Annotated in this window: 10 protein-coding genes; 1 reads left to right on the top strand and 9 read right to left on the bottom strand. The window is 40.9% G+C overall.

What is annotated here, in order from left to right; all coding sequences use genetic code 11:
- Window positions 1–4: 4 nt before the first annotated feature.
- The gene (locus LU279_RS02700) at window positions 5–2,548 is read right to left on the bottom strand and encodes a DUF7601 domain-containing protein (protein WP_274420840.1); all 2,544 of its coding nucleotides are present in this window, start codon (window positions 2,546–2,548) and stop codon (window positions 5–7) included.
- Between the two features lie 285 nt (window positions 2,549–2,833).
- On the opposite strand from LU279_RS02700, the gene LU279_RS02695 reads away from it, so the two are divergent.
- The gene (locus LU279_RS02695) at window positions 2,834–4,345 is read left to right on the top strand and encodes a helix-turn-helix domain-containing protein (protein ID WP_274420838.1); all 1,512 of its coding nucleotides are present in this window, start codon (window positions 2,834–2,836) and stop codon (window positions 4,343–4,345) included.
- Between the two features lie 246 nt (window positions 4,346–4,591).
- On the opposite strand, the gene pstB is transcribed toward LU279_RS02695, so the two are convergent.
- From pstB to LU279_RS02655, 8 genes are all read right to left on the bottom strand, one after another.
- Complete coding sequence (gene pstB, locus LU279_RS02690) at window positions 4,592–5,347, bottom strand: phosphate ABC transporter ATP-binding protein PstB (protein WP_274421165.1); 756 nt, start codon at window positions 5,345–5,347, stop codon at window positions 4,592–4,594.
- A gap of 33 nt (window positions 5,348–5,380) precedes the next feature.
- Window positions 5,381–6,283 carry a phosphate ABC transporter permease PstA gene (gene pstA / locus LU279_RS02685; protein WP_274420836.1) on the bottom strand — a complete coding sequence of 301 codons (903 nt, stop codon included), beginning with the start codon at window positions 6,281–6,283 and terminating at the stop codon, window positions 5,381–5,383.
- A complete protein-coding gene (pstC, locus tag LU279_RS02680) occupies window positions 6,273–7,130 on the bottom strand; it encodes a phosphate ABC transporter permease subunit PstC (protein ID WP_274420834.1) in 858 nt (285 codons plus the stop codon). The genes pstA and pstC overlap by 11 nt, the downstream gene beginning before the upstream one ends.
- Window positions 7,131–7,224: 94 nt before the next feature.
- Window positions 7,225–8,082, bottom strand: a complete 858-nt coding sequence (locus LU279_RS02675; protein WP_274420832.1) for a substrate-binding domain-containing protein — start codon at window positions 8,080–8,082, stop codon at window positions 7,225–7,227.
- A gap of 192 nt (window positions 8,083–8,274) precedes the next feature.
- Window positions 8,275–8,535 carry a hypothetical protein gene (locus tag LU279_RS02670; RefSeq protein WP_274420830.1) on the bottom strand — a complete coding sequence of 87 codons (261 nt, stop codon included), beginning with the start codon at window positions 8,533–8,535 and terminating at the stop codon, window positions 8,275–8,277.
- Between the two features lie 161 nt (window positions 8,536–8,696).
- A complete protein-coding gene (locus tag LU279_RS02665; protein ID WP_274420829.1) occupies window positions 8,697–10,466 on the bottom strand; it encodes a cache domain-containing sensor histidine kinase in 1,770 nt (589 codons plus the stop codon).
- Window positions 10,456–11,991 carry a response regulator transcription factor gene (locus LU279_RS02660; protein WP_274420827.1) on the bottom strand — a complete coding sequence of 512 codons (1,536 nt, stop codon included), beginning with the start codon at window positions 11,989–11,991 and terminating at the stop codon, window positions 10,456–10,458. The genes LU279_RS02665 and LU279_RS02660 overlap by 11 nt, the downstream gene beginning before the upstream one ends.
- Before the next feature lie 106 nt (window positions 11,992–12,097).
- Entirely contained in the window at window positions 12,098–15,127 is a 3,030-nt protein-coding gene (locus LU279_RS02655) for a glycoside hydrolase family 2 TIM barrel-domain containing protein (protein ID WP_274420825.1), read from the bottom strand.
- Window positions 15,128–15,140 lie beyond the last annotated feature (13 nt).

Raw genomic sequence — 15,140 nt, 5'->3', positions numbered from 1 at the left:
GCTGCTATCCTCTGCGTCTGCGGAAGAAACCTTCAAGGAAAAGCAAGAAAACTGCCACAAGGGAAAGTGCAATACCAATGCCTGCACCGTGACCTGTATTCTCTTTTATTCCTGTAGGCGGAACAAACTCTCTGTTATTTACTACCTCAACAGACGTATCCGTTTCTAACTTTCCGGCTGGAATTTCTGTTTTTCCGTTATATGTCGTTACATAATGTTCCTGATCCGCTTCTCTTTCTACAATGCTGTAGGATGCCTGATATGGAAGATCATAAATCGTAATCTTCTGTCCATGAGAAAGAGAAATCTTTGCTTCTCCTTGCGTAAACTGGATTTTACCATCTGCCGGCTTTTGTGCTCCGGAGCCTTCCTCCACACTTCCAACATAATCGTAGATTTTATTTACCGGTCGTCCGTCTTTATCTCTTAATGTTATGATAAATTCAAACTGCTTTGTTTTATCCCCCAATTCTCCGGTAACTGTTTTACTCAGTGATAGATCCGGAAGCTTGGTGTTGGTAACAACTACCTGGATCTCATCACTGATCGGAATTTCTCCTGTAGGATTTGTAATACCGCTCTGATACCCCGGCAGGCTTTCTTCTTCTACGACAAAATGTACTCCCGCCGGAAGGTTGGTGGCTTTTTTGGTTTCTCCGTCTTTTAAGGTAAATTCAGCAACACCCTTATGAAATTCTAAATCTCCATATACACCATTGATTTCTTCATGCTGCAGCAATCGCAATGTAAAATGAAAATCATTTTGGCTGTCTGTTTCTCCCACAACTTTTTTCGTAATCGATATATTGCCTACATTCTCTGCTCCAATGCCTTTTGTAATCTGCAGCGTTTTATTATGTATAATAGCGCCAATCATATTCTGAAACTTTTTTCCATCAAACACGACATCCGACATCGGAGAATATTGCTTAAATTCCTGAAGCCAGACAAACTCTGCCTGTATTCCAAAGGATTCGCCAATAGTCGGTTGGTGATCACTTACAAGTTCATAGTCCTCGTTTCCATATACATAATTCAGATTATCACACAAGGCGGTTATTCCTTCTGGCAATTCTAATCGGTATAACCCACGATATACGTCCGGTTCCCTGATACGCAAAGTACCGCTGTGCCACATTCCATCTTTTGGATTAAATGTAAATTCCAGATCACCTAACACTTCTATCTGATCGCTGCTCGGCTCATAATTAAGCAAACCTCCTCGCTCAGAATAGGTAAATAATATTTTAGAAAGTTCCGAATGTGAATCTAATGATGCTAAATCATTGTCTTCTATGCCATAAGTAAAAAGCAAATGCCAGACTGCATACTGCGTTGCATTATAGGCCTCTTCCTCTGTTACAAAATAATGCCCTCCATAAATCGTCTGAAAGTTTCCCAACGGCTCTACTGTGTTATCAGGATGGTTAAAGCAATCTACAAAACTAAATGCTGCTTTAAAAAAAGGCATAGCTGTAATATCTGCGATCGTTAATCCATTGACTGTTGCTCCACCACTTGAATTCAATTTATAAGTATCTGAAATAAATTTTGTTAAATACTCTATATGCTGCTCATTATTGGTTGTAAAATCCGAATACTTAAAATCGTGATGTCCCAGATAAGGAAATGCTGTCTGCAATATGGGCGGAACGATTAACATCTGATTGAATTCTTCTACTGTCGGCATATAGTTTGAAGAATCTGCCACAATCTGATACAGACGTTCTCCATTGTAGGGATAACCGGCATAGAGAAGCTTTGACAACCGTCGCATACACTCATCATAATCTTCCTGAGATTTAAAATCCTCCGGCGTTAAATATCCCTCTGTATATCCTGGCACCTGTACGTCTCCCATCTCTGGTGTATGATGCGGCCAGTGTCGCGTATTATTCATACAAAAAAGCGTGATTTTTTTATCCGGATATGCAGGATCAATAATGTAATGGATTCCATTCTCATATATGATCTGATTTCCTTCTGTCCCGAAAACACTGTTTCCATCTGAAAAATCTTCTACACTTCCATCCGAAAACACTTCTTCCTCTTTTTCCGGTATATCCTCCGGATTCTCATCGGTATCCTCTCCGATATTATCACCTGAAATATCTTCCTGATTTTCGTTTTCTACTTCTAAGCCAATCTCCTCATCGGTAAATGATCCTGTTGATTGTATACTTGTAATTTTGCGTGATCCTGTATATGAAATGTTTGCATCTGTCGGAGATGCTGCCAGGTATTCCACAAAATATTCGGTACCTGCTTCTCCTACAGTAAGAAAGTTCGACCCGTCATATCCAAAATTGGGATCCGTATTGCATATCACGGACGTTACTGTAACGTCTAACGGTTCCTGATCCGCACCATATGCGAAAACATTTTCCAACAGATCAATTTGTGTATTCTCTTCCACCTCTCTATCTTCCAGACCCTGAAATCCACCTGTATCTGCTGCTACATAAGCCGGAAAAGAACAAACGATAACACATAAGATCAAAGAAAGTGACAGCCAACATCTCAACCATGATCTTCTCTGTTTCTTCATATTTATCTTTATCCTTTCATCTGGTTTTCATAAACTCCCTGCTGTTTATATTCTTTCCCCTCCCTTTTCCTGTATTGGAGTATTTCATTCTAAAGAATAATACCCAATTATTCCCAACATTATTATAAATCTTTTCCAACTCATCCGTTTCCCAATTTTAGTCTTTACCCCCCCCCCCTTAAACTGGGAATCTATACTATTTTAGTGCATTTTCCTGTAATATTGCATTTCCAACATAAATGGACTAAAATGAATATAGATTATTTTTTATTGGAGATGCAGGAAATGCTTGAACATTATTTAGAGAAAAATATACAAAACAAGCTAAAATTGTTTAACATTTTGTATTCAAAACCTTCCATAACAATCCATGACATTCTCTACTTTTTACCACTAAGTATAAATGGAATCCATTCTTTAATTCACGAACTGAATATTGATTTAGCCGGACTCGCTGAAATAAAAAGACAGGTCTCCGGTTTTACGATCATTTTTTATAAAAAAACCACTTTTATGGAATTACTGCATATTATCTGTCAGTCTTCCAATGTACTGCAATGTCTGAAATTTATGATTCTAAATGAAGAAAATCAATCCCTTACTTCCTTTATAGAAGAACGTTATCTTACCAAATCTTCTGCATACAGGATTCGGGAAACTTGCGGAGAATACTTACATTGTATTGGCTTAACCCGCAATGGCAATCAAGTCATTGGAGAAGAGTACCGCATTCGATTTCTGATTGCCTTATTGTACTATCAGTTTGGGATTGACTGCTACGCGATCACCAGAAATGATATAAATCTTACAAGAAACTTTATATTATCTACCACTCATTCTATTGATTCAAACTACTCTGACACTACGGAAAATGAATATGGATTTTTTGAGTGTCTGTTTATTTTATTATGGAAAAGGAAAAAATTTGCAACGGAATCGATTGTTTCAAAAGAATTAGAAGATTGTAAGTCATTGTTTGTCTACGAAAAGCTAAAAAATGCTTTAAAAGCATTTGAGCCAAAATTAAATATCATGCTGTCCGAATATGATTATGATTATCTTTACCTTGTTTACTGCACTACAAACAATTACTTATTCGCAGATCAGTGGACAACCCAGGACATCAAACTACTGCACAAAATTGTTTTCTCCACCCCTGCGTTTTCGGATTTATTAGACAGAACCGAAAAAAGACTTGGGAAGGTTATCGCAAACTCTCCCATATTAAAAACCGCCTTGGTATATTTTTACAAAAAATGCATATTGGAGCTCCAATGCATTATTCCAAATAAAAACTTTTATCTGGATGCAACCAAAAGCCCTATCACGCAACTGATTTACAATACCATTTCCGATACAATGGACGATTGGAGAAAAAGTAACCATAAAAAATATGCGATCAGTGACGGTCATGTTTTTTATCTGGCATTACAAATGGAAATGATCATCAAACAGTCTTTAAAGCCGGTTTCTGTATGGGTCCTTTCCGAGCTTCGCTCTGAATTGGATATTATGACCGCTTATTTAAAACGACTGTTTCCGGTTGAACGGGCAGAAATCTGTCCTTTTTGTATCGGCGCCGATCAAAAAGAAATCATTTGCTCCCAAAATCAAAGTGTGATCATTATAAACAAAAAATTTCGGTATCTGATCGAGAAATGGAATCTATCTGAAGATAACACAATCCTGCTTGTTACCGTAGAATTAAATAAACAGGAGCTTATTGACATTTCAACTGCCATTATGCAGCACGAAAAAGAAAACTTCTTTGCCTTTGTAAGAAAAATTTCCTCTTAAAAAACAGGAAGAACCATTGATTTCTCTTTGATTCTTCCTGTTTTACCGTTTATACTTTCGCTCCCATATATTCCGTAATCAGATCCACAACCGCTTCTTTTCCGATGCTGACATCAATGATATGCTGCTTTTTCCACACTCACGCACGGGATCAAAAGATCACAACAAATAGAATACATAATTCGGCGCCGGTCTGATAAGGCATTTGGTCATACAGATAATGCGTACTGAAATTTCCATATTCAATTAACCAAATCTTCCTGTAATATAATCCTCCGTTTTTTTATTTTGTGGGGTAGAAAATAATGTATCTGTCAGATTAAACTCAATCAGCTCACCCAAAAGGAAAAACGCACAGCAATCAGAAATACGAACTGCCTGCTGCATATTATGCGTAACCATAATCACCGTATATTTTGATTTCAGTTCCATAAGCAGGTCTTCTATTTTTCCTGTGCTGATCGGGTCAAGCGACGCTGTACTCTCATCACAAAGAATTACTTTTGGCTGTACTGCCAGAGCTCTCGCAATGCAAAGCCTCTGCTGCTGTCCTCCGGACATTCCCAACGCAGATGTTTTTAATCGATCTTTCACTTCATCCCAAAGAGCCGCATCTCTTAAAGACCGTTCCACAATTTCATCCAGTTTCACTTTAGAGCGAATACCATGAGTTCTGGGCCCGAAAGCTACATTGTCATAAATGCTCATGGGAAATGGATTCGGTTTCTGAAATACCATTCCAATCTCTTTACGCAGTTCATTTACATTTGCATTGGAGGAAAATATATCCTTTCCATCATATTTTACCTCTCCCGTAATACGGACATTATCCACAAGGTCATTCATTCGGTTTAATGTTTTCAAAAATGTGGATTTACCACAGCCACTGGGGCCGATCAAGGCAGTAATTTTATGTTCCGGAATATCCATGGAAATTCCCTTTAACACCTGATGGTCTCCATACCATAATTTGAGATCTTTGGTTTGTATAATCGAGTTCATTTCTGTCTCCTTTTTGTCATTACTCATATGCCCTTATCCTTTCGCAATTCGTTTCGCTGCTTTTCCTGAAAGCCAGTTAATAACCAGTACAAAAACAAGAATCACAACTGCCGTAGCAGATGCCTGTTCCATATGCAGACCCTCGCTGGAAAGCACATACATATGAAGAGCCAGCGTACGTCCGGAGCCCATCAGATCAGGAACCTGGGCAACCGTTCCCGAGGTATAAAGCAGCGCTGCCGTTTCACCTATAATACGGCCAATAGCCAGAATGATCCCCGCCAGAATCCCAGGAACTGCCGAAGGAAGTACAATGGTAAAAATAGTACGGAGCTTTCCTGCCCCCAGACCAAAACTGGCTTCTCTGTAGGAATCCGGAACTGCCTTCAGAGCTTCTTCTGCAGTTCGCATAATAAGCGGAAGAACCATAATTACCAATGTAAAAATACCAGCCAGAAGAGACATTCCCCACTGTAGCGCAGTTACAAAAAACAACATACCAAATAAACCAAACACAATAGAAGGAATACCGGAAAGCGTCTCAGCGGTAATACGAATCACTTTCACCAGACGGTTTCCTTTTTGTGCGTATTCTACAAGATAAATCGCAGCAAAAATACCAACCGGAGCCGCAATAACAAGCGTCAATACTGTCATAATAAAAGTATTGATAAGAGAAGGCATCAGGGATACATTCTCAGAGTTATATTCAAAGCTAAATAATTCCGGTGTCAGACAGGGAATACCTTTTACCAGAATATAGCCTACCAGAAAGATCAGTACCGCAAAAGTCCGTATCGCCGCCAGTCCTGTCAGAAGAGCAAGAATACCGGAGCCCGGATGATGCAGATAAGAGCGAAGCTGATCTGTAAACGAAGAACTGTTTCTGTTTTTTGAATCGGCCTGTGAATTCAGAGTTGCAGTATCAGTTTGCATTTTCCGTCCTCCTGTTCAGTAGTGAAAGACTTAAATTAATAATCAGGATAAAAACAAACAACACCACACCGGTGGCAATAAGCGCCTCTCTGTGCATGCCTGTCGCATATCCCATTTCAGTGACAATATTTGCAGTCATCGTACGCAGTCCCTTGAGAATTCCCTGAGGCATTCTCGCCTGATTTCCTGCTACCATGATAACAGCCATAGTCTCGCCAATAGCACGGCCTATTCCAAGGACTACCGCTGCAAGAATACCGGATTTTGCCGCCGGAAGCATTACACAGAAAATACTGCGCTCCTTTGTAGCTCCAAGAGCCAGCGCGCCTTCATAATAGCTTTCCGAAACGCTGCGGAGCGCTGATTCTGTAGGACCGATAATGGTAGGAAGAATCATAATCCCAAGAAGCAGGGAGGCTGCCAGCCAGCTTGTTCCTGTTCCCCCGAATGTTTTCCGGATCATTGGCACCATAACCACCAGACCAAAAAATCCATACACGATCGAAGGAACTCCTGCCATCAGTTCAATGCCTGATTTTAATGGTCTGTAAATCTTTTTCGGGCAGTAGCGGGCCATAAATACAGATGTGAGCAGGGCTACAGGAACTCCTACCAGGATTGCCCCTCCTGTTACATAAATACTTGCCACGATCATTGGAAAAATTCCATACAGATCATTGGAGGGACGCCATTCTGTTCCAAAAAGAAACTCCAGAGGACCTATTTTTCCGATTGCCGGAATCCCACTGGCAAAAAGGAACAGACAGATCAGGAATACTGCCAGTACAGAAGCGCAGGCAGCAACCATAAATACAATTTTCATTCCCCGTTCTTTGACATTATTCATAAAATGATTTCTTCCTCTCTAACTTCCTGACTGCAGAACGGAAGCCCGGATTTCCGGGCTCCTCTGCGTTCTGTCATGTTATGCAGCTCTATTACTATGCCAGATCTTCCCACTCTGTTGTTTCGCCTGTGAAGATTGATTTTACCTGATCGCTTGTCAGATCCTCGATCTCGTTCTCATTATTTACAACTACTGCAATACCATCTTTTGCAATTACGGTAGCGGTAAGATTCTGCTTTGTTTCCTCATCTTTCAGTTCACGGGAAGCCATTCCGATATCACAGATACCTTCTGCTGCAGATGTAACACCTGTTGTGGAATCGCTCTGCTGAACCTCTACTGTAACATTTTTGTTCACTGCCTCATAAGCCTCTTTCAGCTTCTCCATTACAGGAGATATGGAAGAAGAACCAGCTACAACAACCTTACCTTCTACATCGGCTGCTTCATAAGGTTTTGCTTCTGCGTCAGCTTTAATATAGCCGTTGTCCTCAACAATCTGCTGACCTTCTTCACTCATAATGTAATTCACAAAATCCTGTGCTGCCTCGCTTACTTTCTCGCCTGTTACAATGTTAAACGGACGGGAAACTTTATATGTATCATTTGCAACGTTCTCAGCAGTTGCCTCATTGCCGTCAATCTTTACAGCTTTTACAGTATCATTGAGAGATCCAAGAGAAATATATCCGATTGCATTCTCATCACCTGCTACAGTTGTCATCATAACAGATGTGCTGTTTGTGATACTGGCATCTACAGTAGTGTTATCAACCTTTTCTCCGTCTTTTTCTTCCTGAATACCAAACAGCTCAATGAAAGCGCCTCTTGTTCCTGATCCATCCTCACGGGAAATTACATTGATGGTTCCGCTTGCCGCACTTGCTACAGTTGCAAATGCTGTTGTTCCGATTACTGCTGCTGCTAAAATTCCTGCAATTTTTTTCTTCATGATAAATCTCCTCTTTTTTATAAATAATATTTTGTTTTCTCATTGACAACTGTCATTATAGGCAGGAAAAGTTAAAACAAAAATCCTGCCTGAGTAAAATCTTTGTAAAAAACTTTGAGGTTTCAAATAAAAAAAGATCCTCCAGATACTGCAATAATTAACGAAAGCAGTATTTGAAGGATCCTGATAAGGTCACTCTATCCCTGTAAGTTTTTTTGCTTTTTCCCAGTCTTTTTTATATACCAGGATTTCATATTCATACATCTTATCTGCAGGTACGCCTGCAGCTCCGGTCTTTCCACGCACAGTCCCAGCTCCAGTCCATTGCCCCATCCGATTTTTTACCTTATGTTTGTAGGTGATCCCAGCCTGTTCCAACTGTTCACGAATCCGGTTAAAGCATTTCATGTCTGTTCCAATCCACAGACTCTCGGAATTTAATAATGTAAGCATGGACATTCCCCCTTTTCACTATAAAACCTCACCGTCAGTTATAATTTCACTATAAACTGCCAATCCGGTAAATGCAAGGGAAAATATTTTTATATAAGGGCTCCTTATCGTTCCACGAATTTCATCTGACTGTAATAGAAATCTGCATAATATTAAGGAAACTAATCCTGCTCATCCAACGGAAAACATACCGTAATTTTTGTCCCTCTGCCTTCCTGGCTTTCTACCAGGATTCCGTAATTTTCACCGTAAATAAGCTTCATGCGGTCATCTACATTGTTCACTCCAATTCCGGTAAAATGTTCTCTGGAGGCATTCTTTTTGTCCAGAAGATCCCGTAAAGTTTCACTGCTCATTCCGATTCCGTTATCCTCAATTTCCACCTTCAGAAGATTATCACTATGGCGCACAAAGATAGAGATCGTACCTTTTTCCCCCTGAGGAAAAGCATGGAAAAATGCGTTTTCCACAAAAGGCTGAAGGATCAGCTTGGGAACTTTCTTTTCCTCACAGTCCGGCATCACATAAAACTCTACATTCACCTGATTCCCATACCTTATCTGGTTAATCAGCACATAGTTTTTCAGATTTTCAATTTCTTCTTTCATGGTGATAAATTCATTTTTATTGCTGATAGTATTTCGCAGAAGCTGGATAAAAGCATCGATCACCTGCACTGATTTTTCTTTGTCCCCCTGCCAGATCAGCCACTTAACGCTTGCCAGAGTATTATAAATATAGTGAGGATTGATCTGCATCTGAAGAGAATGGATCTCCGCCTCACGTTTGGATTTTTCTACCTGCATTAACCTCTGAATATAATTATCCAATTCTCCCAGCATGGCATTATAAGTAACGGAAAGCTCCCGAACTTCCTGGGTTCCTTCCACTTTTACCAGCCTGTCCAGTCTCCCGTCCTGCACTTTCCGCATATTTTCCACCAATTTGGAAAGAGGCTTTGTCTGCTGTCTTACCAGTACAAAAATAATCAGAATAGCCACAGCTGTGATCGCAACTGTTACTTCTATAATATACCGGAAATCATATACACTTTCAAAAGCCTGATCCGGACGGACAATACCCATGACCCTATAATTGGTATTATGAAACGTCTGCATCAAATAAACCGTCAGCCTGCCATTCTCCTGGGTGGTGATTATCAGACTTTTTTTATCCCGCATCTTCTCAACCGCATCCCGAACTTTTTCTGCTTCACTGGACACAGTGAAATATTCTGCCTGATTAGAGGAAATAAGCTCATTATCCTGGTTAAAGATCAGAATATCATTGAAATTAGTAGTAAAAACATCATAATTATTTCGAAAGTCTTTTTCTTTAATGGTAAGAAGAATCACACCTTCTATGTTTTTTCCTCCATTGCTGGTAATTGCTTTTGCCATCATGATAACAGGATCATTTTTCATTACATCTGTATATCCGCAGTTTTCGTATCGGCAGATCAGCTTTTCAGGTGTCTCATATGCCAGTTGGATAATCTCCGTTTCCAGCAGTTCTTTGCCCGAAAGGATCAGACGTGAAGTTGTATTATAATTATAGGTTTTGCCATTTTTTCCAACCAATATAAGACTCACATCACTGTATTTTGCAAGAGGCTGCTGATGAAGGATTTTTTTTACATCCAGAATATTTCGGAATTCGTCTGCTGCCTCCCACTGTTCTTTATTCAGATATTCCCACACTGCGGAACTGCCACAAACAGCAGAGGTAGTAGAAGTTACAGTCTGAAAAAATTCATAAATATTTTCATCGATCTGCCGGAAAATCTTCCTTTGTGACTCCACAAAATTCTCCACAAAAACGTCCTGGGAAGCCTTGATGTTCAGCATACTCAAAGCTGCCGCAAGACACAGGATAGCGCCCAGCACAACTATAATAATCTTAAAAAAAAGTGTGTTCCATTTATTTTTCATTGTTCTGCTCACCTGAGTTTTTTCTGTGCCGGTACTGACTTGGCGTCTGTCCCATCAGCTTTCGGAATATCCTGCAGTAATACCCGTGATTGGAATATCCAACTGCTGCACTGATATCAGAAATAGACATTTTTGTGCCGGTCAAAAGAGCGCAGGACTTTTCAATCCGTACGGTATTCAGATATCCGCTGAAGCCTTCTGAAATATGCTGATTAAAATAGGAAGAAATATAATGATAATTAAACCCGAATTCCTGGGCAATATCTGACAGGTCCAGCTTTTCACTGTAATGCTCATTTATGTAATCTCTGATCTGAACAATAATCGGATCTGCATCTGAACTATCTTCAATCCCTGACACAATTTCTCTCAGGCAGGAAAACGCCCCTTTCTCACAATATTCCAGATACTCTTCCACACTGGCCGTCTGGTCGATCCTGCGAAAAAACTCTTCTCGAAGCTTATCGCTTTCCACACCATATTTTTCAATTTCCATCAAAAAATTATACAAAAGGTTTTTCAGAAGGTTTTTACTGAGGTATTCATCATATTTATTCTCTGCCAGATATCTGATATATTCCTGAAAAATATCCAGAGCCTGGCTGTATTGCTTCTGCTTTAGAAGTTCCGTATATTTTTCATAATGAAAACGCCGGATTTCCACAACAGAATATTCCTCTTCTCCGATCAGAACCTTATCATTAAAATAAAACTTCTGCTGTAGACATGGTTTTACTCCCTTTTCATATATTTCTTTTATATGGGTCAGATCTGTAAAAGGTCTGCTTACCACAAATAAAATCTTTTCCGCGATCCGCCCTGCTCTCTGGGCGCTGCTCTGAATACTGAAAAGAATTTCCTCCTCTTCCTTTTTCTTATAGTTTACAATATAGCACAGAATTTCCTGCTCAAGCCACAGAGCCTGGTATATATCAAATCCATCCTTTTTCATTCTGTCCTGAAGCATTTCCTGAAGCTGTTCCATCTGACGGCGGTTATTTTTGCATGCTTTTTTCATATCTACTGCAAAAATCCGGTAATTCAGATACGGAAAACAGTTTTTCAGACCTTCCTCTTCCAGTGTTTCTGAATATCCTGTAAGATATCGCTCCAGCTGAGTACCGATATCTACTTTTTCTTTCCGATCCAACTGGAAGCCGGGAATATTCCGGGCAGCTTTTTTCAGAGCCCGGAGCAGTATCTCCGGGTTCAGCGTAGGTTTTAAAACATAATCCACTGCTCCGTTAAGAAGTGTTGTACGAACATATTCAAAATTATCATAACTGCTCAGAATGATCAGTTTAATATCCGGATATTTTTCCTGGAGAATAAGAGAAAAATCAATGCCGTTGAGAACAGGCATCACAATATCAGCCAGAACAATTTCCGGCTGATATTTTTCGATCATCTCCAGACCTTCCTGTCCGTTGGACGCCTCCCCTACAATCTGAAATCCTTCCTGCTCCCACAAAATCATATGCTTGATTCCCTGACGAGTGATAAATTCATCATCAATTACCAGCACCCTGCAATATCTGCTCATAATGTATCATAGCGTCAGCGTACAGGATAAAACTCCCGTACACTGACGCTTCCTTTCTTTTAAATCATTCACAAATTTTTCTTTTATTTTACACTGGTTTGATACGGAATACAACGTCCATGTTCCTGTCAGAATGTATTCTGTACCGATCGTGTACAGGCGCTCCCCAGCTGTCATCTCCGCCTACGCCCATCTGCGCTGCAAGAATACGGACCCAGGTATGATGAGGAACCGGAAGCTCTTCCAGATGTGATGCGCTGTCAAGCTGCGCTGCACTGTAGGGAAGCACGCTCATTTCAAAAGGCTGATCCTCCGCCTCAAAACGCAGACCTTTTCCGCCCTCATCTGTTACCTCCAACCAGCGCACACCTGTGCGGTTTCCACATTCCTGAGGAACAAGATAACCGGACATATTTCCTTTGGCCGTATTTCTGTAAATACCAAGTCTTGCCCCTTCCATACGATCCACATAGTTTTCTTCCGGTCCATAACCATAGTAACGGAAATTATGAAGCGCTTCTTTCAGCTGCCATTCCATACCAAATGCAGGAAGATCCGCCAGCCCCTGTTTTCCCTTATAGGAAGCATGTACAGTTATGGTTCCGTCAGCTGCAGCACAATAAGAAACACAGGATTCCACTTCTCCGGAAACAGGCACTGCAAACTTAAATGTCACAGTTACAGAATTTTCGTTTTCCTCTGTCTGAACATCACTGATTTTCTGATACTGCCCTGCATTCTGCCAGCATCCGCAGTCAAAACCAAGAGCGCATCCTCTGTCATTGTCTGTCAGAGCTCTCCAGTAAGTCACACGGGGCCTTCTGGTGATAAATTCTTTTCCGTTATAACACAGCGATACAAGACCTCCCTCTGCTCTGGAAAACATGGCTGTAAAGTTTTCTCCTTTTACTCCAATGTTTACATCGCCGTGAATAATCTGAAGCTTTTTATCCACAAAGAACTTCTTCTGTTCTTCATTTTTCCACACATATTCACCAAAAGAAACCTCATACCCTTTTTCCGCCCAGATTTTTTCATGACTGAGGACCGCGGAAACCTGAAGCACATATTCTCCCATCTCTTCATTGAGAGAACCAAGCGCCGGAATTTCTCTGTATTCCTTTTCAAGAGCCCTGACCTCTGCAGAAAAACTTCCTTCCTGTATTACATTGCCGTCTTTCATCAGTTTCCAGAAAAACTCATACTCCCCTGTGGAAATAAAGTTGTTTCTGTTTTCAATGAACACACCATTTCTGTCAGGTATCAATCTTACAGGCGCATAAAGATGTTTCACCTCCTGCGCTTTAGGAGAAATTGTTCTGTCTGCATATACAATTCCGTTTGTACAAAATTCATAATCAGAAGCACGGTCGTCAAAATCTCCTCCATAAGAAAGTACGGTTTCCCCAAATTCATTGACACGCTCTGCGGCCTGGTCAATATAATCCCAGATAAAGCCGCCCTGATACTTCTGGTATCTGTCCTCAAGATCTGTGTACAACTTCATTCCGCCGCAGGAATTTCCCATGGCATGCATATATTCACAGCTGATGTAAGGCTTTTTCGGATCTGATTCCAGATACTCTGCAATCTCGGCAGGCTTTGCATACATTCTGGATTCTATATCTGTAATAGCCTCATATTCACGGTTCCACACACAGCCCTCATAATGTACCAGTCTTGTATTATCTCTCTCCCGGAAAAACTCCGCCATTGCCAGAATATCCTCTCCTGCATAAGACTCGTTTCCACAGGACCAGATCACTACAGACGGATGATTTTTGTCACGTTCCAGCATGGAGCAGGCTCTGTCTACAACATTCGCCCTCCACTCCGGCAAACTTCCGGGTACGTTCCAGGAAGGATCACATTCTCCCAGCTTCTGCCAGGAACCATGGCTTTCCAGGTTTGTTTCATCGATCAGATAAATTCCATATTCATCACAAAGCCTGTACCAAAGACTCTGATTGGGATAATGGCTTGTACGCACAGCATTAATGTTATGGCGTTTCATAAAACGAATATCCCAGAGCATTTCCTCTGCTCCGATAGCTCTTCCCTTTCTGCGGTCAAACTCATGACGATTGACACCCCGGAACACCATACGCTTTCCGTTGATAAGCATAAGCCCGTTCTTCATTTCAAAGCGCCGGAATCCCACCGCCTCTTTCACTACTTCGATCAGACTTCCATTGCCGTCATAAATCCGCACATACAGGGTATAAAGATAAGGATCTTCTCCACTCCAGGGCTTTACTTCCCCAATCTCCTGCGCCTTTACACCTCCGCTAGAAGCAGCTGTTCTTTCCTTATAAAGTACATTTCCACTATGGTCTTCCAGAACAAGCTCAAGCTCTGCGCCCTCCTTGTGTCCAAAAAGGTCCCATTCTGCAGAAAAAATACCCTTTTCATAGCTGTCATCCAGATCTGCCTTCACAAAAAGATCCTGCACATGAAGCTCCGGTACCGCATACACATACACATCTCTGAAAATACCGGAAAATCTCCAGAAATCCTGATCCTCCAGCCAGCTTCCACTGCATCTCTTATATACTTCTACTGCCAGCTTGTTCTTTTTATCCTTTACAAAAGGTGTGATATCAAACTCAGCAGGGGTAAAGCTGTCCTCACTGTACCCTACAAAGCTTCCGTTCAGCCACACATAAAAGGCAGCCTCCACACCCTGAAAGGAAACAAAAAGCTTCTTTCCCTTCAGGTTCTGTTCCAGTTCAAATTCCTTTACATAACTTCCCACAGGATTGTACTCTCTGGAAATCTTAGGCGGGCGAAGTTCTTCCTGTCCATCCCAGGGGTACATAGTGTTGATATAATGCATATGGTCATAGCCCTGTGTCTGGATATGACCCGGAACCTGGATCCGATCAAAATGACTGATATCATAGTCTTCCTGATAAAAATCCTTTTCCCTTCCATCCGGATTTTCACTGTAAGAAAAACTCCATTCTCCGTTCAGATACTGGCGCAGGGGCATTTTTTCTCTCAGAGAAACTTCTGTTTCCTTTTCGTAGAAAAAATGATCTGAATGTGCTTTTATACGGTTTACCTGAAAAATTTCCGGATTTTCAAGCCATTGCAATGATGCTTCTGTTGTTCTCATAAACTGCTGCCCT

Source organism: Blautia sp. XA-2221, from assembly GCF_028767025.1.
GTDB lineage: Bacteria > Bacillota > Clostridia > Lachnospirales > Lachnospiraceae > Blautia_A.
Note: the sequence above shows the minus strand (reverse complement) of the source record. Positions and strands in the feature narration are given on the sequence as shown.